At 72.0% G+C, this 24,122-nt stretch carries 20 protein-coding genes and 1 pseudogene; 13 read left to right on the top strand and 8 right to left on the bottom strand.

The window, feature by feature from the left end:
• Positions 1-2 precede the first annotated feature (2 nt).
• Positions 3-1,613: a polyprenol phosphomannose-dependent alpha 1,6 mannosyltransferase MptB gene (mptB, locus tag IE290_RS36190; RefSeq protein WP_191249364.1), complete on the bottom strand. Its 1,611-nt coding sequence runs from the start codon at positions 1,611-1,613 to the stop codon at positions 3-5.
• An 887-nt stretch (positions 1,614-2,500) separates the two neighbouring features.
• Between mptB and IE290_RS36195 the strand changes: the two genes are divergently transcribed.
• The 7 genes from IE290_RS36195 to IE290_RS36225 are packed head-to-tail and all read left to right on the top strand — an operon-like array spanning position 2,501 to position 8,841.
• Positions 2,501-3,238, top strand: coding sequence for a helix-turn-helix transcriptional regulator (locus IE290_RS36195; RefSeq protein ID WP_191249365.1), 738 nt, complete (start codon positions 2,501-2,503; stop codon positions 3,236-3,238).
• Complete coding sequence (gene sufB, locus IE290_RS36200; RefSeq protein ID WP_191249244.1) at positions 3,235-4,683, top strand: Fe-S cluster assembly protein SufB; 1,449 nt, start codon at positions 3,235-3,237, stop codon at positions 4,681-4,683. The genes IE290_RS36195 and sufB overlap by 4 nt, the downstream gene beginning before the upstream one ends.
• A gap of 1 nt (position 4,684) precedes the next feature.
• Positions 4,685-5,851: a Fe-S cluster assembly protein SufD gene (gene sufD, locus IE290_RS36205; RefSeq protein ID WP_191249246.1), complete on the top strand. Its 1,167-nt coding sequence runs from the start codon at positions 4,685-4,687 to the stop codon at positions 5,849-5,851.
• A gap of 42 nt (positions 5,852-5,893) precedes the next feature.
• Positions 5,894-6,664 carry a Fe-S cluster assembly ATPase SufC gene (gene sufC / locus IE290_RS36210; RefSeq protein WP_191249248.1) on the top strand — a complete coding sequence of 257 codons (771 nt, stop codon included), beginning with the start codon at positions 5,894-5,896 and terminating at the stop codon, positions 6,662-6,664.
• Positions 6,665-6,712: 48 nt separating this feature from the next.
• The gene (locus IE290_RS36215) at positions 6,713-8,008 is read left to right on the top strand and encodes a cysteine desulfurase (protein ID WP_191249250.1); all 1,296 of its coding nucleotides are present in this window, start codon (positions 6,713-6,715) and stop codon (positions 8,006-8,008) included.
• Positions 8,009-8,452, top strand: coding sequence for a Fe-S cluster assembly sulfur transfer protein SufU (gene sufU, locus IE290_RS36220; RefSeq protein WP_191249252.1), 444 nt, complete (start codon positions 8,009-8,011; stop codon positions 8,450-8,452).
• Positions 8,449-8,841: a metal-sulfur cluster assembly factor gene (locus IE290_RS36225; protein WP_191249254.1), complete on the top strand. Its 393-nt coding sequence runs from the start codon at positions 8,449-8,451 to the stop codon at positions 8,839-8,841. The genes sufU and IE290_RS36225 overlap by 4 nt, the downstream gene beginning before the upstream one ends.
• Before the next feature lie 11 nt (positions 8,842-8,852).
• On the opposite strand, the gene IE290_RS36230 is transcribed toward IE290_RS36225, so the two are convergent.
• Entirely contained in the window at positions 8,853-9,329 is a 477-nt protein-coding gene (locus IE290_RS36230; protein ID WP_229874919.1) for a hypothetical protein, read from the bottom strand.
• A 47-nt stretch (positions 9,330-9,376) separates the two neighbouring features.
• Positions 9,377-11,078 (bottom strand): annotated as a pseudogene (locus IE290_RS36235) (GGDEF domain-containing protein).
• Between the two features lie 110 nt (positions 11,079-11,188).
• Between IE290_RS36235 and IE290_RS36240 the strand changes: the two are divergent.
• The 3 genes from IE290_RS36240 to IE290_RS36250 all read left to right on the top strand — a co-directional run bounded on the left by IE290_RS36240 (position 11,189) and on the right by IE290_RS36250 (position 15,090).
• A complete protein-coding gene (locus tag IE290_RS36240; protein WP_191249256.1) occupies positions 11,189-12,751 on the top strand; it encodes a deoxyguanosinetriphosphate triphosphohydrolase family protein in 1,563 nt (520 codons plus the stop codon).
• 323 nt (positions 12,752-13,074) lie between these two features.
• Entirely contained in the window at positions 13,075-14,703 is a 1,629-nt protein-coding gene (locus tag IE290_RS36245; RefSeq protein ID WP_191249258.1) for an ABC-F family ATP-binding cassette domain-containing protein, read from the top strand.
• Between the two features lie 177 nt (positions 14,704-14,880).
• The gene (locus tag IE290_RS36250; protein ID WP_017982988.1) at positions 14,881-15,090 is read left to right on the top strand and encodes a helix-turn-helix domain-containing protein; all 210 of its coding nucleotides are present in this window, start codon (positions 14,881-14,883) and stop codon (positions 15,088-15,090) included.
• Here IE290_RS36250 and IE290_RS36255 read toward each other — a convergent pair.
• On the bottom strand, positions 15,077-16,384 hold the full coding sequence (locus IE290_RS36255) for a glycosyltransferase 87 family protein (RefSeq protein ID WP_191249260.1): 1,308 nt from the start codon (positions 16,382-16,384) through the stop codon (positions 15,077-15,079). The genes IE290_RS36250 and IE290_RS36255 overlap by 14 nt on opposite strands.
• A 167-nt stretch (positions 16,385-16,551) precedes the next feature.
• Here IE290_RS36255 and IE290_RS36260 point away from each other — a divergent pair, with 167 nt between their 5' ends.
• Entirely contained in the window at positions 16,552-18,417 is a 1,866-nt protein-coding gene (locus IE290_RS36260) for an ABC transporter ATP-binding protein (RefSeq protein WP_191249262.1), read from the top strand.
• Here IE290_RS36260 and IE290_RS36265 read toward each other — a convergent pair.
• On the bottom strand, positions 18,414-19,127 hold the full coding sequence (locus tag IE290_RS36265) for a sugar isomerase domain-containing protein (RefSeq protein ID WP_191249264.1): 714 nt from the start codon (positions 19,125-19,127) through the stop codon (positions 18,414-18,416). The two genes, IE290_RS36260 and IE290_RS36265, sit on opposite strands and share 4 nt — an antisense overlap.
• Before the next feature lie 434 nt (positions 19,128-19,561).
• Between IE290_RS36265 and IE290_RS36270 the strand changes: the two genes are divergently transcribed.
• Both IE290_RS36270 and IE290_RS36275 read left to right on the top strand, forming a co-directional pair.
• The gene (locus tag IE290_RS36270) at positions 19,562-20,239 is read left to right on the top strand and encodes an alpha/beta hydrolase (protein WP_191249265.1); all 678 of its coding nucleotides are present in this window, start codon (positions 19,562-19,564) and stop codon (positions 20,237-20,239) included.
• A 99-nt stretch (positions 20,240-20,338) separates the two neighbouring features.
• Positions 20,339-21,499 (top strand): LCP family protein, encoded by a 1,161-nt coding sequence (locus tag IE290_RS36275; RefSeq protein WP_191249267.1) that lies wholly within the window; start codon positions 20,339-20,341, stop codon positions 21,497-21,499.
• A 421-nt stretch (positions 21,500-21,920) separates the two neighbouring features.
• On the opposite strand, the gene IE290_RS36280 is transcribed toward IE290_RS36275, so the two are convergent.
• The 3 genes from IE290_RS36280 to IE290_RS36290 are packed head-to-tail and all read right to left on the bottom strand — an operon-like array spanning position 21,921 to position 24,087.
• Positions 21,921-22,691 carry an NAD(P)-binding domain-containing protein gene (locus IE290_RS36280; protein ID WP_191249269.1) on the bottom strand — a complete coding sequence of 257 codons (771 nt, stop codon included), beginning with the start codon at positions 22,689-22,691 and terminating at the stop codon, positions 21,921-21,923.
• Positions 22,688-23,125 (bottom strand): hypothetical protein, encoded by a 438-nt coding sequence (locus tag IE290_RS36285; protein WP_191249270.1) that lies wholly within the window; start codon positions 23,123-23,125, stop codon positions 22,688-22,690. Before IE290_RS36285 ends, IE290_RS36280 begins: the two co-directional genes overlap by 4 nt.
• Positions 23,125-24,087, bottom strand: coding sequence for an alpha/beta hydrolase (locus tag IE290_RS36290; RefSeq protein WP_191249272.1), 963 nt, complete (start codon positions 24,085-24,087; stop codon positions 23,125-23,127). Before IE290_RS36290 ends, IE290_RS36285 begins: the two co-directional genes overlap by 1 nt.
• Between the last annotated feature and the right edge of the window lie 35 nt (positions 24,088-24,122).

Genomic DNA, 24,122 nt, shown 5'->3' on the forward strand with positions numbered 1-24,122 from the left:
GCTCAGGCCACCGGCTGCGGATCCCTCTTCAGCAGAAGAGGTGCCCTGCGCCACACGACGAGCATCGCGACGGCGACCACGAGAGCCGCGGCCAGGTAGGCCTGCGGCACGACGAACGAGCGGCCGTCGAACGTGCTGCCCGGCGGCGCGGCGAGGAACGCGAGCGCGACGCTGGCCACGCTGGCCGCGACGCGGAACCGGGAGGTGCCCGCGGCGGCGGCGAGCGGGATGACCGCCCAGAGCAGCCACCACGGCTGCATCGCGACGTGCAGCATCATGAACGCGCCGAGGGAGACGCCGAGGCCGATGATGGGCCGGTAGCGCCAGCGGAAGCTGTCCCAGAGGAACTTGGCCGTGATGAGCCCGGCCAGCGCGGTGCCGGCCAGCTGCAGGATCGAGACGAGCGCGTTGGTGTGGTTGCCCAGGCCCAGTGCGATGCCCAGGACACCGCCGAGGTTGGCCAGCTCCGCGGTGGGGGAGATCCAGCTGCGCACCAGTCCCGGCGTGCCGAGCGTGCCGACCCAGCCGAAGCCGAGGCCGGTGCCCAGGCACACGGCGGCCATGACGACCGCGAACACGCCGGAGACCAGGGCCGCGGCGCGCAGCAGGTCGGTGGTGCGGCCGTGCCAGCGGCGGGCGATCATCACGCCGAAGAAGCCCAGCGCGATGATCGCGTTGACTTTGACCGCCGCGCCGAGCGTGATGACGGCCGCGCCGAGCACGATGAACAGGACCTCGCCGCGGGCCAGCGGCGGCGGCGTGTCGCCCGTCACGCGCACCGGCAGGCGCCGCAGGCCCAGCTCCAGGCCGGCGACCATGAGGCCGATGCCGAGCGCTTCGTTGTGCGCGCCGGCGACCAGGTGGAACAGGACGAGCGGGTTGGCGGCGCCCAGCCACAGCGCGGTGGCCGGTTCGACGCCGAAGCGCTGCGCCAGGCGCGGCAGGGCCCAGATGATGAGGGCGACGCCGGCCAGGGCGAGCGCGCGCTGCAACAGCACCCCGGCGACGATGTTGTCGCCGACGATCGCGGAGATCCAGCTGCCCAGCTTGAGGAACAGCGGGCCGTAGGGGGCCGGGGTCTCGCGCCACATGTTGGAGACGCCGCTGGTGAGCGGGTCGGCGACGCCGAGGGCCTGCGCGGGGCCGAGCGAGTAGGGGTCCATGCCGCGGTGGACGATCTCGCTCTGGGCCAGGTAGCTGTAGACGTCGCGGGAGAACAGTGGCGGGATGAACATCAGCGGCGTCAGCCACATGACGAGGGTGCGGGTTAGCTGCGCGCGGCTGGCGAGGCGGGTGCGTCCCGGTCGCGCGAACCGCCCGAGCAGCAACCAGCCGAGGACGAGCATGCCCATGCCGGCGAAGCAGATGGCGAGCGAGACGGTGGGGATGCGCGAGAAGAGGCGCAGGACGGGCAGGTCCTGGACCGGGTTGAGCACCGGAGCGGCCCCGGCGCCCAGCGAGCCCAGCGCGAGTAGCAGCGCACCGACCGTCCCGAGGCGGCGGATGATGTCGAGCGCGCGCAGTTCGCGCTGTTCCAGCGGTGCGGCCTCGGGGGGCCGCACCGGGGACAGCGGTACCGCCACCGCACCGCCACCGGTGCTCTGCTCGCCCAATGCCACACAGAGAGGGTATCGACGCCGTGAAGGGCGCCGGTGAAGGGCGGTGGCCGGGGTTGATCATGACGGTGGGTAGTGGTGTGGGGACGGGTTGTTGTCGCGCGGTGGGGCCTCGGCGCTGCCGGCGCCGCCCGTAGCGGGAAGGGCAGGCTCGCCGCGGCGACGGTTGGTGCTCTCGCGGGGCCGCGGTTGGCCTTCTCGTGGGGCGATGGTTGGCCCTCTCGCGCCGCGGCGACTGGCCTTCTCGCGGGGCGATGGTTGGCGCTCTCGCGCCGCGGTGACTGGCCCTCTCGCGGGGCCGCGACTTGCTCTCTCGTGGGGCGGCGACGGGCCCTCTGGCGCCGCGGCGGTTGGCCTTCTCGCGGGGTCGCGACTGGCCCTTCCGTGGGGCGACGAGTGGTCCTCTCAGACGGCGGCGGTTGGCCCTCTCGCACGGTGGCGACTGGCCCTCTCGAGAGGCGACGGCTGGCCCTCGCGGCTGGGGCGATGACTGGGCATCTCGTGCGGCGACGGTTGGCCCTTTCGTGTCGCTCTGAATGGCCCTCTCGCGCGCACCGGCGCGGTTGGTCATCTCGTACGGCGACGAACGGACCACTCGCGCGCTCACGACTGGCCCACCCGCACGCCACCACCCACCCGAGCGACCGCCGACACGCCGCGAACCCGCCACCGACCAGCGCGGACACGTGAGCCCGGTCACCGGGAGTTGACCGATCTTTGCCTCCCGCCCCGAAATACGACACACTTATGTTGTGAAAAACAGCGGACCCATCCAGCACCAGGCCGGCGCGAGCCGTCCCGGGGCCGTGGTGTCCGCTCAGGCCACCCCCGGCCACCCGGGCCAGACCGCCCCGGCGCACCCCGCCGAGGCGCACGCCACCCAGATGCATGCCGCCGAGGCGCACCACCCCGTGCCGCCGCAGGCGACCCCCGAAGGGCGCACCCGCCACGAGGTCGCCCGCCTCCTGTTGGAGGACGGCCCCATGACGGCGGGTGTCGTCGCCGAGCGGTTGGGTCTCACCCCGGCCGCCGTGCGCCGCCACCTCGACGCCCTGGTCGCCGACGGGGAGGCCGAGACCCGGGACGCGCCCCGGCGCGGCCCGCGCGGCCGGGGCCGCCCGGCCAAGCTCTTCCTGCTCACCGAAACGGGACGGGCGCGGTTCGGGCACGCCTACGACGACCTCGCGGTCGCCGCCATCCGGTTCCTCGCCGAGCACGCTGGCGAGGACGCGGTGCGGGCGTTCGCGGAGCGGCGGGTGGCGGCCCTGGTCGAGCCGCACCGGGCCGCGGTCAACGCGGCCGACAGCCCGGCCCACCGGGCGGAGGCCCTGGCCGCCGCCCTGACCAGGGAAGGCTACGCTGCGTCCACCCGCCAGGTGGGCGCATCGGCCACCGGTGCCGGCGCGCAACTGTGCCAGCACCACTGCCCGGTCGCCCACGTCGCCGCTGAGTTCCCGCAGCTGTGCGAGGCGGAGACCGAGGCGTTCGCCAAGCTGCTGGGCACCCACGTCCAGCGGCTGGCGACCATCGCACGCGGTGACGCCGCGTGCACGACACACGTCCCTGCGGAAAATCCGCCGGGTCTGCAAGCGAAAGCTCCGGACGGAGGGGAACGCGAATGACTGCCGCTGCCGAGCAGCGCAATCCCACCACGACGCCGCTGTCCCAGGAAGAGACCATCGAGTCCCTGGGCAACTACGCGTTCGGGTGGGCCGACCCGGATGCCGCGGGGGCCAGCGCCCGCCGCGGGCTCAACGCCGACGTCGTGGCCGACATCTCCGCGAAGAAGAACGAGCCGGAGTGGATGCTCGAGGCGCGCCAGAAGGCGCTGAAGCTCTTCGAGCGCAAGCCGATGCCGAACTGGGGCGCCGACCTGTCGGGCATCGACTTCGACAACATCAAGTACTTCGTCCGCTCCACCGAGCAGCAGGCCACCAGCTGGGACGAGCTGCCCGAGGACATCAAGAACACCTACGACAAGCTGGGCATCCCGGAGGCGGAGAAGCAGCGCCTGATCGCCGGCGTCGCGGCCCAGTACGAGTCGGAGGTCGTCTACCACAAGATCCGCGAGGACCTCGAGGCCCAGGGCGTCATCTTCCTGGACACCGACACCGGCCTCAAGGAGCACCCGGAGCTGTTCCAGGAGTACTTCGGCTCGGTCATCCCGGCCGGTGACAACAAGTTCTCCGCCCTGAACACCGCGGTGTGGTCCGGCGGGTCGTTCATCTACGTGCCGCCGGGCGTGCACGTGGACATCCCGCTGCAGGCCTACTTCCGGATCAACACCGAGAACATGGGCCAGTTCGAGCGGACCCTGATCATCGTCGACGAGGGTGCCTACGTGCACTACGTCGAGGGCTGCACCGCCCCGATCTACAAGTCCGACTCGCTGCACTCGGCCGTGGTCGAGATCATCGTGAAGAAGGGCGGCCGCTGCCGCTACACGACGATCCAGAACTGGTCGAACAACGTCTACAACCTGGTCACCAAGCGCGCCAAGTGCGAAGAGGGCGCGACCATGGAGTGGATCGACGGCAACATCGGCTCCAAGGTGACCATGAAGTACCCGTCGGTCTTCCTGATGGGCGAGCACGCCAAGGGCGAGGTCCTCTCGATCGCCTTCGCGGGCGAGGGCCAGCACCAGGACGCGGGCGCGAAGATGGAGCACCTGGCGCCGCACACCTCCTCGACCATCGTGTCGAAGTCGGTGGCGCGCGGCGGCGGCCGCACCTCCTACCGCGGCCTGGTCAAGGTCGCCAAGCGGGCGCACCACTCCGCCTCCACGGTGAAGTGCGACGCGCTGCTGGTCGACACCATCTCCCGCTCGGACACCTACCCCTACGTCGACATCCGCAACGACGAGGTGTCGATGGGCCACGAGGCCACGGTGTCCAAGGTCTCCGAGGACCAGCTGTTCTACCTGATGTCGCGCGGTCTCACCGAGGACGAGGCCATGGCGATGGTCGTGCGCGGGTTCGTCGAGCCCATCGCGCGCGAGCTGCCCATGGAGTACGCGCTCGAGCTGAACCGCCTGATCGAACTGCAGATGGAAGGAGCCGTCGGCTGACATGACGGTGTCTGCTGAGAACACCGCCGCCGCCGCGGAGGCCGTCGTCCCGGCGGCCTCCCGCGCGGAGCGCTTCACCGGGTACGACGTCGAGGCCTTCGAGGTCCCCAGCGGCCGCGAGGAGAACTGGCGCTTCACCCCGATGAAGCGCCTGCGCGGCCTGCACGACGGCACCGCGGCCGCCTCCGGCGAGGTCAAGGTCGACGTCGACGCCGCCCCCGAGGTGCGCGTCGAAACGGTCGGCCGCGAGGACGAGCGCCTCGGCCAGGCCGGCGTGCCGAGCGACCGCATCGCGGCGCAGGCGTACAGCTCGTTCCCCGCGGCGACCCTGGTGACCCTGCCCAAGGAGACCAAGGCGTCGAAGCCGACCGTGCTGCGGCTGACCGGCCCCGGCGAGGGCAACACCGCCTACGGGCACGTGCAGGTGCGCGCCGAGGCCTACGCCGAGGGCGTGGTCGTGCTCGACCACCTCGGCTCCGGCACCTACGCCGACAACGTCGAGTTCGTCGTCGGCGAGGGCGCCAAGCTCACCGTGGTCAGCGTCCAGGACTGGGCCGACGACGCGGTGCACGTCTCCGAGCAGCACCTCAAGCTCGGCAAGGACGCCACGGTCAAGCACATCGTGGTCACCCTGGGCGGCGACCTGGTGCGCGTGTCGCCCACCGCGACGTTCGCCGACCGCGGCGGCGACGTGGAGATGCTGGGCCTGTACTTCGCCGACGCCGGGCAGCACCAGGAGCACCGCCTCTTCGTCGACCACGCGGTCCCGAACTGCAAGTCGAACGTGATGTACAAGGGCGCGCTGCAGGGCGACGACGCGCACGCGGTGTGGATCGGCGACGTGCTGATCCGGGCCGCGGCCGAGGGCACCGAGACCTACGAGCTCAACCGCAACCTCGTGCTCACCACGGGCGCGCGCGCCGACTCGGTGCCGAACCTGGAGATCGAGACCGGTGAGATCGCCGGCGCCGGGCACGCGAGCGCCACGGGAAGGTTCGACGACGAGCAGTTGTTCTACCTGCAGTCGCGCGGGATCGAAGAGGAGCAGGCGCGGCGGCTGGTCGTCCGCGGCTTCTTCCACGAGATCCTGATGAAGATCGACGTTCCCGAGGTCCGCGAGCGCCTGGCCGAGGCGATCGAGGCCGAACTCGAAGCCGTCGGCAGCTGAGCCCCCTCCTTCCACCACGAGAGACAGAGACGAAACAAGGCCATGGCCACACTGGAAATCAAGGACCTGCACGCGAGCGTCACCACCGACGAGGGCGCCAAGGAGATCCTCAAGGGCGTCAACCTGACGATCAAGTCCGGTGAGACCCACGCGATCATGGGCCCCAACGGCTCGGGCAAGTCCACCCTGTCCTACGCCATCGCCGGCCACCCCAAGTACGAGGTGACCTCCGGCGAGGTGCTGCTGGACGGCGAGAACGTCCTCGAGATGAGTGTCGACGAGCGGGCGCGCGCCGGGCTGTTCCTGGCGATGCAGTACCCGGTCGAGGTGCCCGGCGTGTCCATGTCGAACTTCCTCCGCACCGCGGCCACCGCCGTGCGCGGCGAGGCGCCCAAGCTGCGCCACTGGGTCAAGGAAGTCAAGGACGAGATGGCCAAGCTGGAGATCTCGCCCGAGTTCGCCGAGCGCAGCGTCAACGAGGGCTTCTCCGGCGGTGAGAAGAAGCGCCACGAGATCCTGCAGCTGGCGCTGCTCAAGCCGAAGATCGCGATCCTCGACGAGACCGACTCGGGCCTGGACGTCGACGCGCTGCGGATCGTTTCCGAGGGCGTCAACGAGTACAAGGCGAACAACGAGGTCGGCGTCATGCTGATCACGCACTACACCCGGATCCTGCGCCACATCACCCCCGACTTCGTGCACGTCTTCGCCGACGGCCGCGTCGTCGAGTCCGGTGGCAAGGAGCTGGCGGACGCGCTGGAGGAGAACGGCTACGTCAAGTACACCGGCAAGAAGGAAGCCGCGGCGGTCTGACGTTGTTGTACCTCCCGAACTGACACACCGAGAGAGGAGTTGGCGCGCATGACCACGCGAACAAACGCCAACACGACAGCCACCTCGCTGGATGTCGCCGCGGTGCGCGCCGACTTCCCCATCCTGTCGCGCACGGTGCGTGACGGGAAACCCTTGGTGTACCTGGACTCCGGCGCCACCTCGCAGCGGCCGACGCAGGTGCTCGACGCCGAGCGCCGGTTCCTGGAGACCTCGAACGCGGCGGTGCACCGCGGCGCGCACCAGCTCGCCGAGGAAGCCACGGACGCCTACGAGTACGCCCGCGCCCGCACCGGCGAGTTCGTCGGCGCGGACCCGGGCGAGCTGGTGTTCACCAAGAACGCCACCGAGGGCATCAACCTCGTCGCGTACGCGATGAGCAACGCGGCCACCGCCGGCCCCGGGGCCGAACGGTTCCGCGTCGGCCCCGGTGACGAGATCGTGATCACCGCGATGGAGCACCACGCGAACCTGGTGCCCTGGCAGCAGCTGTGCCAGCGCACCGGCGCGACGCTGCGGTGGTTCGACCTGACCGATACGTTCCGGCTGGACCTGTCCAACCTGGACGAACTGGTCAACGAGCGCACCAAGATCGTCGCGTTCGCGCACCAGTCCAACGTGCTCGGCACGATCAACCCGGTCGAGCCGATCGTGCGGCGGGCCCGCGAGGTGGGCGCGCTGACGCTGCTCGACGCGTGCCAGTCGGTGCCGCACTTCCCGGTCGACTTCCACGCCCTCGGCGTGGACTTCGCGGTGTTCTCCGGGCACAAGATGCTGGCGCCGTCCGGCATCGGCGTGCTCTACGGGCGCCGTGAGCTGCTCGAGGCGATGCCGCCGTTCCTCACCGGCGGGTCGATGATCGAGCTGGTCACCCTGGAGCGCACCACGTTCGCGCCGCCGCCGCAGAAGTTCGAGGCCGGCGTGCCGATGACCTCGCAGGCCGTCGGGCTGGGTGCGGCGGTGGACTACCTGACCGCGATCGGCATGGAGCGGGTCGCCGCGCACGAGCACGCGCTCGTCGAGGCCGCGCTGGCCGGGATCGCCGAGATCCCCGGCGTCCGGCTGATCGGGCCGGGCGATTCCGCCGACCGCGGCGCGACGGTGGCGTTCGTCGTCGACGGCGTGCACCCGCACGACGCCGGTCAGGTGCTGGACAGCCTGGGCATCGCGGTGCGCGTGGGACACCACTGCGCGTGGCCGCTGCACCGGGTCTGCCAGGTGCCCGCCACCGTGCGGGCGACCTTCTACCTGTACAACGATCTGTCCGAAGTGGACGCCCTGCTGGGCGGGATCCGCGAGGCGCAGAAGTTCTTCGGGGTGGCGTAGGTGAACCTGGAGAGCATGTACCAGGAGATCATCCTGGACCACTACAAGAACCCGCACGGCCACGGCCTGCGGGAGCCCTTCGACGCGGAGTCGTTCCAGGTCAACCCGACCTGCGGCGACGAGATCACCCTGCGCCTGAAGGTGGAGGGCGACAAGGTCGCCGACGTCTCCTACGAGGGGCAGGGCTGCTCGATCAGCCAGGCGTCCGCGTCGGTGCTGACCGATCTGGTGACCGGTCACACCGTGTCGGAGGCGCTGTCCACGATGGACACCTTCGTGGAGATGATGCAGAGCCGCGGCCAGATCGAGCCGGACGAGGATGTGCTGGAGGACGCGGTCGCCTTCGCCGGGGTGTCGAAGTACCCGGCGCGGGTGAAGTGCGCCCTGCTGGGCTGGATGGCGTTCAAGGATGCGCTGACCCGCACGAACGGAGCTGGGAAGTGACCGAGGAGCAGACGCGCGAGGGCCGCACCGCGGAGGACCTGCCCGAGCAGGCGCAGCCGCCTGCGGCGGACCTGGCCAAGATCGAGGACATCGAGGAGGCCATGCGGGACGTCGTCGACCCCGAGCTCGGCATCAACGTGGTCGACCTCGGACTGGTCTACGACATCCGCGTGGAGCCCGACAACACCGCGACGATCGACATGACGCTGACGTCGGCGGCCTGCCCGCTGACCGACGTGATCGAGGACCAGACGGCGTCCGTGCTGGTCGGCCAGGCCGGCGTGGTGAAGGACTTCCGGATCAACTGGGTCTGGATGCCGCCGTGGGGCCCGGAAAAGATCACCGACGACGGCCGGGAGCAGCTCCGGGCGCTGGGCTTCACGGTCTAGGGTTTCACGGTCTAGATCTGTAGCTGTACCTGCGGAACACCGCCGCCGCACTCGGGCCCGTTCGGGAACACGAGCCGCGCGGCGGTGTTCTGCGTTGTGCGGCCCACTTCGCGGCTGCCCGCGTCCGTCAGGACGACCGTGACGTCGTAGGGGCCCTCGCGCAGATCGTCGACCGGGACGAAGCCGTGCCAGCCGCCCGTTTCGTGCAGCTGCACCGAACAGGAGTCCTCTGGCCCGGTGCCGGTGCACGTCTGCGGGCCGGCGGTGGTCGCGGGGAAGAGTGGCGTTTCCCCGGTCCGGCAGGCAGCGTCGCGGCAGACGGTCACCGCTGCCGCGGCTATTGCCTGTCCCACGCGCGGCGCGACGTCCAGGCTGATCCCCGGCATCGCGCCGATCATCGTGCAGGCACGGTCACCCGCGGCGCCCGAGGACGCGCCGCAGGCCGTCAGCACAGCCACTCCCAAAACGGCCACCGGCACCATCCGCATACCGGACAGACGAACCCAAGCCGCCCCCCGGTTGCATGTATAACGACCTACACGGCGCGGCTCAAGCCGACCGGTCCCGCCGGCCGCTGCTCCGGCAGCGCGTGCCGCGACCGGCCGCGCAGCACCTCCACCCGCTCGGAGCCCGGGCGCCCCAGCACCCAGCTCGACCCCGGCACCGCCTTGGCCTGCTTCTTCAGCGGCGCCAGCAGCCGCGACGCCTCGCGGTAGGACTCGATCGTCGCTGTGGCGCAGACCAGCGTCGCCAGCGACACGGTCACCGGCATGCCCTCCGCCGACCACGGCGTGTCCAGCAGCGCGCCCGCGATCGTGCCGATCTCGTCCACGTCGCAGGCGATCAGGAAGTCGTCGCCGCCGACGTGGCTCACCACCATCCGCGGCAGCCGCGACGCCAGATCCGTCAGCGTCCGGCCGATCGCGCGGATCAGATCGTCCCCGGCGGCGAAGCCCGCGTTGTCGTTCACCGCCTTGAACGAGTCGACGTCCAGCCACGCCGCGACGAACGCCTCCCGGCTGCCGATCCGCCGGTCCACGTCCCGCGCCACCGTGTCGCTGCCGGGCAGCCGGGTCAGCGGGTTGAGCGCCGCCGCCTCCTCGACCTTCGCCTCGGCCACGCCGCGCACCACCTCGGTCACCAGCACCACGCCCAGGCACCGGCCCGCGTCGTCGACCACCACGACGTCGTCGCCGGTGCGGCCCCAGTCCGCGTCGGTCACCAGCTCCAGCAGCTCCAGCGCCCCGGCGTCGGCGTGGATCGTGTGCGGGGTGTCGGCCAGCCGCTCCGCGCTGCGCTTCGCGTGCAGCGCGTGCCCGTACGGCCCGGTGACCGAAACCAGGAACCGGGTGCGGTCGATCGACCACCGCGGGCGGCCCTCGTCGTCGATGCCGACGATGCCGCTCGGCGCGTCGCCGGCCGCCAGCGCGGTACGCACGTCGTCGCAGGTCGCGTCGTGCGGCAGGGTGCTCGCCGGGCGCAGGAAGTCCCGCACCCGCGGCGTGGTGAGCGGGCCCGGCGTGAGGCGCTCGTCGGGATCCGGGATCGCCGGGGTCAGCAGGTGCCCCAGGTTCACCCCGTCCCGGGCGGGGGCGAACAGGTTGCCCTGAGCGATGCGCACCCCCAGGCGGCGCACCGCTGCCAGCTGCGCTTCGGTCTCGATCCCGGTGGCGACCAGCCGCGCGCCGGTCCGGGCCGTGAAGTGCAGCAGGGATTCCACGACCGCGACCGAGCCGGCGTCACCGGGCAGCCCGCGCAGCACGCTGCGGTCGAGTTTGAGCACGTCCACCGGCGCCGCCGCGAGCATCGCGAACGGCAGGTCGCCGCGGCCGAGGCCGTCCAGCGCCAGCCGGAACCCCAGCTCGCCGAGCCGGTTCAGACCGGCGAGCAGCTGCTCGGGCCACACCGAGCAGAACGGCGGCCCGACCTCCAGCACCACCTCGCGCGGCCGTTTGCCGGCGCGGGCGAGGGTGTCGAGCAGCGGATCCACCGGCCGCGGACGCGGTGGCCGCGGTGATGTTGAGGTGCAGCGGCAGCAGGGTCTGCTGGTCGGCCTCCGCGCGGACGGCGTCGCAGGCCAGCGCGATGTCGGTCTCGACCAGGCGCCGTTCACGGCGGGCGGTGTCGAGCAGGTCGTGCACGGACCCCTCGGCGGGGCGGGCCAGCGCTTCGAGCGCGACCATACCGCCGGTGTTGAGGCTGTAGAGCGGCTGGAAGGCGAACCGGACTGGGCGCACGGACCGATCTTCGCTGGTGAGGTGGGTGAATTGAAAGAGATGTCGACTGATGTTCACCTCGGGGGCGGGTAGCGTACTCCCGCGCGGGTACGGGCGGGGCAGATACGGTGATGCGCATGGAACCCGATCCGCGGACGCTACGCCGGGAGAACGCCCGGGAACCGGCCTGGTCCGATCTGGCCGACAACCCCTTCCGGGCCGACCGGGACCGCATCGTGGTGTCGCCGTTCTTCGCCCGGCTCGGCGGCGTGACCCAGGTGGTCAGCGCGGCCGGGTCCGGTCTGCTGCACAACCGGCTCACCCACAGCCTCAAGGTCGCCCAGGTCGCGCGCGCCATCTCGCAGCGGCTGCTGTCCTCGGTGGACTCGGCGGAGCTGATCGGCAAGCTGGGCGGGCTCGACCCGGACGTCGCCGAGGCCGCCGCGCTGGCCCACGACCTCGGGCACCCGCCGTTCGGGCACCTGGGGGAGCAGGTGCTGGACCGCATCGCGCGGCACCGGTTCTCGCTGCCGGACGGGTTCGAGGGCAACGCGCAGACCTTCCGGATCATCACCACGACCGACGTGCGCGGGCCGGCCGCGGTCGGGCTGGACCTCACCGCGGCCGTGCGGGCGGCGGTGCTGAAGTACCCGTGGGCGCGCCTGCACTGGCCGGACCCGCACCCGGCCGCGATGCGCATCCCGCCGCGGGGCGCGGCCGAGCCCGACGAGGCTCCGGGCACCGGGTCGAGCAAGTTCTCCGCCTACTGCACCGAGCTGGACGACGTGGTCGCGGCACGCCGGTCGTTCGCCGGGCGGATCGAGCCGTGGCAGCAGACGGTCGAGGCGTCGGTGATGGACACCGCGGACGACCTGGCCTACGCGATCCACGACATCCAGGACTTCCACCGCATCGGGGTGCTGCAGCACGCGCCGGTGGCGGCCGAGCTGGGGGAGTGGCTCGACCACGCGGTGGAGCTGGCCGGGCTGGACAACGCCACCCTCGCCGCGCGGATCCGCCGCCCCGGCCGGTCGCTGGAGCAGCTGCGGCGCCGCATGCACGCCAAGGACGCGTGGATCGTCGACGACGACGCGTTCGCCCAAGCTGTGTCCCGGATCCGGACCGAGCTGGTCGACGGCTTGCTGGCCGAGCCGTTCGACGGATCGATCGAGGCGGAGCAGGCGACGGCGGCGTTCTCCGCGCGGTGGACGCATCGCCTGGTGGACGGGGTGATCGTGCTGCCGTCGCCGTCCACGCGGGCCGGGCACGTGTCGCTGCGGACCGCGCAATGGCACGAGGTGCAGGTGCTGAAGTTCGTGCACCGGCGGTTCGTGCTGCTGCGCCCGGAGCTGGCCCTGCACCAGCGGGGGCAGGCGTCGCTGCTGACGACGCTGGTCGACGCGCTCGACGCGTGGCTCGCCGACCGGGACGAGGTGTCCCGCCTGCCGCGGCGCCTGCACGACCTGGTGGAGCTGGCGCAGTCGGAGTTCGATGAGCTGGTGCGGACAGCGCCCGAGCTGCTGGTCGGAGCCACCGGCGAGCCGGTGGCCGGAGCGGACGCCGTCCGGGGCCTGGCGAGGGGCCGCGCGGTGATCGACTTCGTGTCGTCGCTGACGGACAAGCAGGCGGTCAGCCTGCTGGACGCGCTGTCGGGCCGGTCCGGGCAGCCCTGGTCGGACAGCTTCGTGCTCTGACCAGCGCACCACCCACAACCGCCGGCCGGCAACGCAACAGCGGTTTGTGCATATCACCTTGAGCCAGGGCCGCAAGGTTGGCATGGTCGGCCGCCGGAGAGAGCCTGGGTTGCGGCCCTGGCTCAAGGTGATCGTTGCGTGTCAGGCGACGGGATGACCACCCAGCTACCTGGGGTGTCGGGTGAGGCCCGCCACCGTGGGGAAAATCGCTGGACGGTGATCCGTACACTGGGTCTCGTGGACGTCCAGTTGGAGTAGCTCCGGGCCGCCTGTGCAGCAGGCCCGTCGATGCCACCTGTCCACCCCCGATACCGGGAGTTTCCTTGATCACGGCCACCGGCCTCGAACTGCGCGCCGGGTCGCGCATTCTGCTGTCCGACACCACCCTGCGCATCCAGCCGGGCGATCGCATCGGCCTGGTGGGGCGCAACGGCGCCGGCAAGACCACCACCCTGAAGGTCCTCGCCCGCGAGGGTGAGCCCTACGCGGGCGAGGTCCGCCACGGCAGCGAGCTCGGCTACCTGCCGCAGGACCCCCGCGAGGGCGACCTGTCCGTCACGGCCAAGGACCGCGTCCTGTCCGCCCGCGGCCTGGACACCCTCCTGCGCGACATGGAGAAGGCCCAGACCGCCATGTCCGAGCTGGTCGACGACGCCGAGCGGGACAAGGCGATCCGCCGCTACGGCCGCCTCGAGGAGCGCTTCGCCTCCCTCGGCGGCTACGCCGCGGAGAGCGAGGCCGCCCGCATCTGCGCCAACCTCGGCCTGGCCGACCGCGTCCTCACCCAGCCGTTGCGCACCCTCTCCGGTGGTCAGCGCCGCCGCGTCGAGCTGGCCCGCATCCTGTTCGCCGCCTCCGACGTGGGCGCCTCCGGCCGTTCGGACACGATCCTGCTGCTCGACGAGCCCACCAACCACCTCGACGCCGACTCGATCAACTGGCTGCGCGGCTTCCTCAAGGGCCACGAGGGCGGCCTCGTGGTGATCAGCCACGACGTCGACCTGCTGGCCGAGGTCGTGAACAAGGTCTGGTTCCTCGACGCCACCCGCGCCGAGCTGGACACCTACAACATGACCTGGAACCGCTACCTCGAGGCGCGCGCCACCGACGAGAAGCGCCGCCGCCGCGAGCGGGCCAACGCCGAAAAAAAGGCCGCCGCCCTGCAGGCCCAGGCCGCCAAGCTCGGCGCGAAGGCCACCAAGGCCGTCGCGGCGAAGAACATGGCTCGCCGCGCCGAGCAGATGCTCGCGAGCCTGGACGACCAGCGCCAGGCGGACAAGGTCGCGCACATCAAGTTCCCGGCCCCGGCCCCGTGCGGGCGCACCCCGCTCACCGCCGAGGGACTGTCCAAATCGTACGGTTCGCTGGAGATCTTCACCGGCGTCGACCTCGCGATCGACCGCGGCACCAAGGTCGTCGTGCTCGGCCTCAACGGCGCGGGCAAGACGACGCTGCTGCGCCTGCTGGGCGGCATGGAAAAGCCGGACACCGGAAGCGTCGTCGCGGGCCACGGCCTGCGCCTGGGCTACTACGCGCAGGAACACGAGACGCTCGACCACGACGCCAGCGTGTGGGAGAACATCCGCCACCTCGCCCCGGACACCGGCGCGCAAGAGCTGCGGAACCTGCTGGGCTCGTTCCTGTTCACCGGCGAGCAGCTGGACCAGCCGGCCGGCACGCTCTCCGGCGGCGAGAAGACCCGGCTCGCGCTCGCCGGCCTGGTGTCCAGCGCCGCCAACGTCCTGCTGCTCGACGAGCCCACCAACAACCTGGACCCGGCCAGCCGCGAACAGGTGCTGAACGCGTTGCGCAGCTACACCGGCGCGGTCGTCCTGGTGACCCACGACCCGGGCGCCGTCGAGGCGCTGGAGCCCGAGCGGGTGATCCTGTTGCCCGACGGCACGGAGGATCACTGGTCGGATGATTACTTGGAACTCGTCCAGTTGGCCTGATGTAAACAAAGGGCTGATTGCTTAGTTGGACTAGGCAACCACCTGGAACGGCGCAATTTTTCCGCCATTGGGCAGGTTTTTCGCCGCTCGTCTGGCAAATTCGCGGTTCGTGTTCGATCATTGCGTGACGAGGCCCACCGTGGCCTGCCAACGCGATCTGGTGGAAGGCGGAACGACGTGGCTGACCTGAAGAAGGGCGCGCGGATCACCGGCAGCACGCGTGACAAGCTTGCCGCTGACCTGAAGAAGAAATACGAGAAGGGTGCGAGTATTCGGGCCCTGGCCGAGTCGACCGGACGCTCGTACGGTTTTGTGCACCGCGTGCTTTCCGAATCCGGGGTGCAGTTGCGCGGGCGCGGCGGGGCGACGCGCGCTAAGAAGAAGTAGGCCGGGCGTCCCCGGCCTCGGCACGGCGGAAGCACAACATCGCACCGAGGAGCACGCACGGGTACACCAGGTACCCGAAGCGCGTCGCGGGCGTCAGGAGGGTGAAGGCCCCCAGGCCCACGGCGATGCGCCACAACGCGTCCGATCCGGCCACGGGCGGACGCCGCAGCAACCAGACGAGGATCGCGGCAGCGGCGCCGGCGAGCAGGACGAACGCGGCCACCTTCCCGGCCGGTCCGGTACTGGCGATGAGGTAGCCCGGCAACGGGCTCGCCGCCGGTGACGTCACCTGGCCCAGGCCGGCCGGGAACCGGATCACGTGCTCCACGAACGCCCGCGGGTTCACCAGGAACACCGGGACGTTGAGCACGGCGCACGCGAGCACCGTCGTGGTGAGGAAGCGCGCCAGGGCCCTGCCGCCCAGGCGGGCGAAGACGAGCACGGCCAGCACCACGGCGGCCGGTGCCACGATGAGCTTCGCGCTGATCACCAGCGCGAGCACGATCGCGCTCGCCACCGGGCGGTCCCGGGCCGCGAGCGCAGCGGCGACCAGCATCAGACCGACGATCGCCAGGTCCGGCCCGGCGACCGCCCAGGTCAGCGCGGTCAGCGGGCAGGCCATCGCGAACTGCGCCGCGCGCACCGGGACCCGCGGGGTGCGGGACAGCCGGATCGTCAGCCACGCGCACACGCACGCGGTGAGGACGAACATCAGCCGCGCGTCGGTGAGGGCGTCGGCCACCGGGCTGCCGCCGAACAGGGCGCGGGGCAGCCCGAACACGGCCATGACCGGGCCGTAGGGCGTGTAGTCGTTGACCTCCGGCGCCCGCGCGAGGGCCGCGACATCCACATAGGGCGTGCCGTGGTCCAGCAGCAGGCTCGCCGAGCGCTCGATCACCCACACCTCGGGCTGCGCGCTCCAGGAGAACGGCGTGTTCAGCCAGTCCGTGCCGGTGAGCCGCCGGATCACCAGGACGGTCAGGGGCAGCAGCATCGACAGCACGGCGATCCCGGCCAGCCCCACCCAGCGGGAGCGCAGCTGCCCGCCCTGGCGGCGGGCGGCGATCAGCCAGCCGGTGTGGGCGGCGGCGAAGCCGTAGCCGAACGCCGCGCACGAACCCCAGATGCGGAAGCCGTAGAACTCGTTGGTGACCGCCAGTGCGATGGCGTAGACGGTACAGCCGAGGTAGAAGACCAGGTCGACGGTCAGCGGGTGCGCGGCGAGCAGCGCGCGCCAGCGGTCGAGGGCGGTGGCGGGGGCCGGCGGGCGCACCGCGGTGCGCTCAGTGGTCATCGCGGGCCGCCGGATGGTCTGGCACCGGTTTCGTCCCTCCCCATGCGCAAAGGTTACCGAGGAGGGAATCGGCGGCGACGTCCGGGAAGCTTTTGGTGTCCGCCCGCGTTGGCCTGGAGGTCTTCGGAGTGGACCTCAAGCATTGTCGAAGTTTTAGGGTGGGCGGCGTGGACAACACCTGGTCTTTGATGAGTTCGGCGATGCGTGCCGCGAACGCGCCGAAGGGCCTCGCGCCCGGCACGATCCGGCGGGTGGCGCGGTTCGCCCGGCCGTACTGGCGCAGCCTGCTGGTCTTCCTGGCGCTGACCGTGGTGTCGGCGGTGATCGCGGTGAGCACCCCGGTGCTGGCCGGCAAGGTCGTCGACACCATCGTCGGCGGCAAGGAGGCCGGGCTGGTCGTGCTGCTGGCGGTCGTGGTGGCCGGGCTGGCGATCGCCGACGCCGGGTTCGGGCTGGTCGAGCGGTGGCTGTCGGCCCGCATCGGCGAGGGGCTGATCTACGACCTGCGCCGCGCGGTGTTCGAGCACGTGCAGCGGATGCCGATCGCGTTCTTCACCCGCACCCGCACCGGCGCGCTGGTCAGCCGCCTGAACAACGACGTGATCGGCGCGCAGCGGACCTTCACCGCGACCCTGTCCGGCCTGGTCACCAACGTGATCCAGCTGGTGCTCTCGCTCGCGGTGATGGTGACGTTGTCCTGGCAGGTCACCCTGCTGGCGCTGGTGCTGCTGCCGGTGTTCGTGCTCCCGGCGCAGCGCATCGGGCGCCGGATGGCCGATCTGCAGCGCGAGTCCGCGCAGCTCAACGCCGGGATGACCACGCAGATGACCGAGCGGTTCTCCGCGCCCGGCGCGACGCTGGTCAAGCTGTTCGGACGGCCGCGGCGGGAGGCCGAGGACTTCGGCGCCCGCGCCGGGCGGGTGCGTGACATCGGGGTGCGGACCGCGATGCTCACCCGGTGGTTCATGACCAGCCTGACCCTGGTGTCGGCGCTCGCGCAGGCCCTGGTCTACGGCCTGGGCGGCTGGCTGGCGATCCGCGGGCAGCTCGCCCCGGGCACCGTGGTCGCCCTCGCGCTGCTGCTGACCAGGCTCTACAGCCCGCTGACCGCGCTGGCCAACGTCCGGGTGGACGTGATGACCGCGCTGGTGTCGTTCGAGCGGGTCTTCGAGGTGCTCGACCTCGACCCGATGATCACCGAGAAGCCGGACGCCCGCACCGTGCCGGCCGGCGGGGTGTCGGTCGAGTTCGACGACGTGCGCTTCGCCTACCCGGCGGCCGACAAGTACTCCCTGGCCTCGCTGGAGGAGGTGTCCACACTGGACACCCGTGGTGGCGAGGAGGTGCTGCACGGGATCAGCTTCCGCGCCGAGGCCGGGCAGATGGTCGCCCTGGTCGGGTCGTCCGGGGCGGGCAAGTCGACGATCGCGTCGCTGCTGCCGCGCCTCTACGACGTCGACTCCGGCGCCATCCGGCTGTCCGATGTGGACGTGCGTGACCTGGGGTTCGCCTCGATCCGGGACACCGTGGGCGTGGTGACCCAGGACGGGCACCTGTTCCACGACACCATCCGCGCCAACCTGGAGTACGCGCGGCCGGGCGTGACCGAGGAGGAGATCTGGGACGCGCTGGAGCGCGCGCGGCTGGCCGAGCTGGTGCGCGGCCTGCCCGACGGACTGGACACGGTGGTGGGGGAGCGCGGCTACCGGCTCTCCGGCGGCGAACGGCAGCGGCTGACGATCGCGCGGCTGCTGCTGGCCCAGCCGCGGGTGATCGTGCTGGACGAGGCGACCGCGCACCTGGACTCCGAATCCGAGGTGGCGGTCAGCGAAGCCCTGTCGCACGCCTTGGAGGGGCGGACCGCGCTGGTCATCGCGCACCGGCTGTCCACCGTGCGGGCGGCCGACCAGATCCTGGTGGTCGAGGCCGGGCGCATCGTCGAACGCGGCACGCACGAGGAACTGCTCGCCGCGAACGGCCGCTACGCCGACCTCTACCACACGCAGTTCAGCGAGGAGCCGGCCGCGGTTTAGCGGAGGGCGGGGACGCGGGGGCGGTAGTGCTCGAGCAGCGCGGCGTTGGCCGCGTCGCCGCCCTCGACGTTCGAGCTGCGCCACAGCGGCACCTCGACACCCTCCTGCGCGGCGGTGGTGACGACGTGCGCCAGCACCTCGTTCCAGAGGTAGACGTTGAGCAGCGAGGACAGCGCCACCGTGCGGGGGGCGTCCTCGGGGAAGGCGGCGTCGCCGGGCCGGACGCCGGTGTCGAGCACCACGTCGGCCTGCTCCGGCAGCGTGCTGTGCGAGCGGCGGGGCGCCGCCTCGACCGAGGCCCGCGACGTCACCGCGACCACCGGCGCCCCCGCGGCCCGGGCGGCTTCGGCCAGTTCCACCGGGTAGGGGTTGACGCCGGAGTTGGAGAACACGAACACCACGTCCTCCGGGCCCGGCGCGCGCCCGGCCAGCACCTCGGCGGCCAGGCCGGACCGCCGCTCCGCCGTCGTGCTGCCCGCGGCGCTGTGCAGCGGCAGCAGGTCCGGGTGGTACAGCGGGTAGACGCAGGCCAGGCCGCCCGCGCGGTAGAAGGTTTCGGCGACCGAGGCCAGCGAATGCCCGGCGCCACCGGTGAAGACGAGGGCGTCCGCCCGCACCGCGGCCAGCACGAGCCCCGCCGCCCGCTCGATCTCCCGGGCGTTGCGTTCGCCGGCCCGCGCGAGGGCCCCGGCGACCAGATCGTGGATCATGCGCCCGACCCTAGGCGCCGGACCACCGGGCCTGGGTGGTCGGCGGATGATTCCCGCCGTCCGGCCGCGCTCCGCGCCCGATCAACCCCGCGGCGGTGGCCGTTGAGGGCTCACCCCGAGCGGCCCTGCCGCTGAGGAAGCAGACATCCCGTCCGAGTGGCCAGCGGAAGTTTCCCGCCCGCCGGCCCACGTTCGGCGGATGCGCTCCGCGCGCCGCCGCCCGGTCAACCCAACGGCACCGGTTGGCGGCCCACCCGCGGCCGCTGAGGAAGCAGTCACCCCGCCGGGGGGTCGGCGGCAGGTTCCTTGCCCGCCGTCCCGCCCGTCCACGCGCCGCCGCCCGATCAACCCCGCGGCGGTGGCGGTCGAGGGCTCACCCAAAGCGGCTCTGCCGGCGGCGGAAGAATCCCGCCGTCCGTGGTGTTGCCCGGGGTGTGACGAGTGATCCCGTGCTGACCACCTGGCGCGCCCGCGGGCCGGTGCGCGCCGTGGTGCTGGTCCTGCACGGCGGCGCCGAGAACGGCCTGAACGTGGTCCGCCCGTGGGGCCTGGCCTACCTGCGCATGGTGCCGCTGGCGCGGCAGATCCTCCGCGCCGGCGGCCCGCACGGCGTCGAGGTTCGGCTGCTGCGCAACCGGGTCCGCGGCTGGAACGACCCCGACCTGCACCCGGTGGCCGACGCGCGGTGGGCGCTGGAGCGGATCCGCGCCGAGCGGCCGGGCGTGCCGGTGTTCCTCGCCGGGCACTCGATGGGCGGCCGCGTCGCGCTGCGGGTGGCCGACGATCCGCAGGTCCGGTCGGTGCTGGCGCTGGCCCCGTGGACGCCGATCGGCGAGCCGGTCGAACCGGTCACGGGCAAGACGGTCGTCATCGCCCACGGCACGCGTGACCGCATCACCCGTCCCGCCGAGTCCTTCGCCTACGCCGAGCGCGCCCAGGCGGTCGCCGAGCGGGTGGTGCGCATCGAGGTCATGTCCGAGGGGCACGCCATGCTGTACCGGCCCGGCGTGTGGAACCGGCTGGCGCGCGAGTTCGCCCTGGACGCGGCGGGTGTGGCGCCGCTCACGGCCTGGTCGGTGCGTCCCGACCAGCGGCTTCGCCTGCCCGGGTAGAGGTGAGCAACCCTTTCGGGGTGCTGGACGTCCTTGATCGAGAGGTTTGCGGTTCACTAGGTGCGTCCTAGGGCCGGTCGATCGGGGAACGGTGATGGCGTGACGAACCAGGGCGGCTACCCACCGCGCGTGCCGCCGCGCGGCCCGCGACAGCACCAGCCCGCGCAGATGATGCCGCTGCCCGGCCGCGAAGGCGGCTACCGGCAGCCGCCGCCCCGCCGTCCCGGACCGCCGCCCACCCGCGCGATGCCCTCCCGCGGCGACGTCCCGCCGCCCCCGCCGCCGGTCGCGCGCCGTCCGCGCCGCCGGTTCGGCCCCGGCAAGGTCCTGCTCACCCTGCTGTCGGTGTTCGTGCTGTTCCTCGCCGGCGTGTGGGTGTACCTGGAGTTCTCGATCAACCGGATCGCCGCGCTGGAGGACTACGAGGGCCGCCCCGCCGCCGGGGCGGGCACGAACTGGCTCATCGTCGGCTCGGACAGCCGTGAGGGGCTCACCGCCGAGGACGAGCAGCGCCTGGTCACCGGTGACGTGGCGGCCGCGGGCGGCGGGCAGCGCACCGACACGATGATGATCGCGCACCTGCCGGACAACGACACCAAGCCGACGCTGGTCAGCCTGCCGCGCGACTCGCAGGTCGCCATCCCCGGCCACGGCACCAGCAAGATCAACGCGGCGTTCTCGATCGGCGGCGCGCCGCTGCTGGTGAAGACCGTCGAGCAGGCCACCGGGCTGCGCATCGACCACTACGCCGAGATCGGGTTCGGCGGGTTCGCCACCATCGTCGACGCGATCGGCGGCGTGCCCATGTGCGTCGACAAGGAGATGCACGACACCGTCACCGGCATCACGATCCCCGCCGGGTGCGGGGACCTCGACGGCGCGCAGGCGCTCGGGTTCGTCCGGATGCGCCACAGCGACGCGACGCCGCGGTCGGACCTGGACCGGGTGGAGAACCAGCGCAAGTTCATCGGCGCGCTGGTCAGCGAGATCTCCAGCCCTGGCACCCTGCTCAACCCGTTCGACGTGTTCCCGCTGCTGAGCGCCGCCCCGGACGCGCTGACCATCGACGAGGGCGACCACCTGCACAACCTGGTCGGCCTGGCCTGGGCGATGCGCGGGATCTCCTCGGACGGCGTGCTGTCCACGACGGTGCCGGTCACCTCCGCCTCGGCCGAACACTGGGACAAGACGAAGTCGAAGCAGCTGTTCGACGCGCTGCGCAACGACACGGTGGTGCCCGAAAGCGCCATCATGAACTAGGAGCGCAGCCAGGGCGTGTCTGACAAGCCTTTGTCCAGGTGATGGCGTCGTGGATGGGGATGGCTGCGCGGTGGACGGTGGCGAGGTTGCGTAGCGGGTGGCGATGCCGCGGCACATCCCGCCACGCGATCCCGCACCGGTACCGGTAGATGATCCCGTCCACCATCGCCCGCGCATCCGAAAAGGCCTACCCGGTCGCGCCGGCGACAAGTCCTCGATCAACGCCCACTGCTCAACCGACAACAACTCAAACCGCGACACGGCCAGCACCATCCCAGCTGGCCGATGCCGCGGTCCTGCCCCGACTAGACCCAGACCAGCGCGGTCGCGTTCTGAAGTCGGGCGCAGGCGTTCTTCGCGTCCCAGGAATCACCGCGCAGCACACCGGCTACTGGCACCGCAACCCAAGCGGGACCAGCACCTAGGAGCGGCCGAGGTCGGCGAGCAGGCCGTCGAGGGCCTGGGTGAGCCCTGCCGCGTTGGCGGGCGTGAACCACGTCGTGCGGATGCGCTCGTTGTTCCCCTTCGGCGTCTCGTGGTCGGCCGCCAGCTGCTCCAGCGTGCGGGTCCGGTCGCCCAGGGCGCGGCCGACCTCCTGGAACAGGCTGCGCACGTAGCGGTCCGCGTCCGGTGCGGCGATGCCGTGACCGGCGGCCCACGAGGTGAGCGTGGCGAGGTACCAGTAGTGGCTGGTCAGCGTCCCCGTCACCGCGGAGAGCACATCGAAGGCCCGCTCGTCGGCGACCGGGAGCACCCCGCCCAGCGGCTCGAAGAAGGCCTCCGCCACCGGATGGGCCGGGTAGGTCGCGGTGAGGGAGCGGCGTTCGCGGATGGCCGGCAGCGGGATGGCCCGGACGATCGGGGCCTCGGTGCCCAGCGTCGCGCGCAGGTCGTCGTTGGCGACGCCGGCCATCACGTTGATCACGATCTTGCCGCTCGCCACCGTCACGCCGTCAAGTGCCTCGTGCCGGTCCTGACGGCGCACTGCGATGACGACGATGTCCGCGCGGTCGGCCACCGCCTGGTTGCCGGGACACACCTGGACGCCCGCGTAGCGCTCGGACAGCTCCGCGGCCGTGCGGGCTCCCCGCGGCGAGAGGAACACCTCCGGCGCCTCGCCGCCTCCGTGGTGCAGGCCGTCCACGATGGCCCGGCCGATCTCGCCGACCCCGATGATCCCGACGCTGTTCACCGCGTCTCCCTTCCGCGCTGCTGCCACAACAGTGCGACCGCCACGACGCCCGCCAGGCAGGGAGCCATCCCGGCCCAGCCCAGCTCGGGCGGCAGCCCGGTCTCGCCCGAGACGTCCCTGGTGAGCAGTCCAGCCAGCCCGGCGCCGGTGCCGAGCACCAGCAGCACGGTCGCGGCGGGGCGGGCCCACCGCTTGCCCGCCCGGACCGCCCAGGTCGTCCAGAGCCAGGCGCCGGCGCCGAGCGCACCCAGAACGGACAACAGGACGAGGTAGGCGGTGACGGCCGAGTCGATCTGCGCTTCGGTGTAGGCGGGATAGCCGGCCCGGACGTGACCGGCCAGGGCATCGCTGTCGAGGTACGGCAAGACCGTCGCGGCGACGGTGAGCCCCAGCCCCGTGTACATCGCGGCGAGCGCTGATCGTGTCTTCGTCATCAGAACGCCTCCCCGCCCGGGACGAGGGCGGCCCGGAGGAACTCGAGGATCTCCGCCTGCGCGGCCCGGGCCTGGGGTTCCACGCCGGGCAGGGTGAGGAACGCGTGCCCCGCTCCGTGGTACTCGGCCAACCGCGCCGGTGTCCCGGCCGCGCGCAGCCGCTCGGCGTAGCGGCGGCCGTGATCGGCCACCGGGTCGCGGGTGGGCACCACCACGAGCGCCGGGGCCAGCCCGCTCAGGTCGCCGGCGTGCAGCGGCGAGACCGCACGGTCGTCGGCTCCCGTTGGCACGCCGAGCCGCCGGACGAGCTCGAGCTGCGGCACCGAGAGCGTCGGGGTGTGGGCGTACTCGGTGACCGAGGGGTAGTCGAGCATCGTGGCGGTCGTGTCGGCGACCGGGTTGACCAGCACCTGCGCTTCCAGGCGCAGGCCGGCGTCCCTGGCCCGGATCGCCGTCAGGGCGCTGATCAGCGCGCCGCAGCTCTCGCCGAACACGGCCGCGCGCCCGGCGTCGACGCCCCACCGCGAGGCGTGCCGCACCACGTGTTCGAGCACGTCCCAGCCGTCGTCGGCGGCCGCGGACAGCGGCGTGTCGAAGTCCAGGAGGCGGTGCTCGACCGAGACGACGACCGCGGGCAGCCGCACGGCGAGGTGGCTGTTGGTCCAGTCGCACTGCGTGGCCGTGCCCACGAAGCCGCTGCCGTGCACGTGGACCACGAGTGGCAGCCCGGCTCTGTGCCCGGCTCTGGCCCCGACCGGCCGGTACACCCGGACCGGCAGCTCGCGGCCGGGCAGCGGCACCTGCTGCCAGTCGATCGTGGCGCCGGGGTCCGGGTGCCCGAGCATCTCCCGCGCCCCTTCGGACGCGCGGAAACGGTTCTCCGCGTCACGGTAGGCACGCAGTTCCTCCGGCGTGATCGCCGCGAAGTCCGGTGCCGGGGGCCGCGTGACGGTTTCGCTCATGCCTGCTTCTCCTTCTCCAGAGGCAACTGTCCCCA

Source organism: Amycolatopsis deserti, from assembly GCF_014653945.1.
In the GTDB taxonomy this organism is placed as follows: domain Bacteria; phylum Actinomycetota; class Actinomycetes; order Mycobacteriales; family Pseudonocardiaceae; genus Amycolatopsis_E; species Amycolatopsis_E deserti.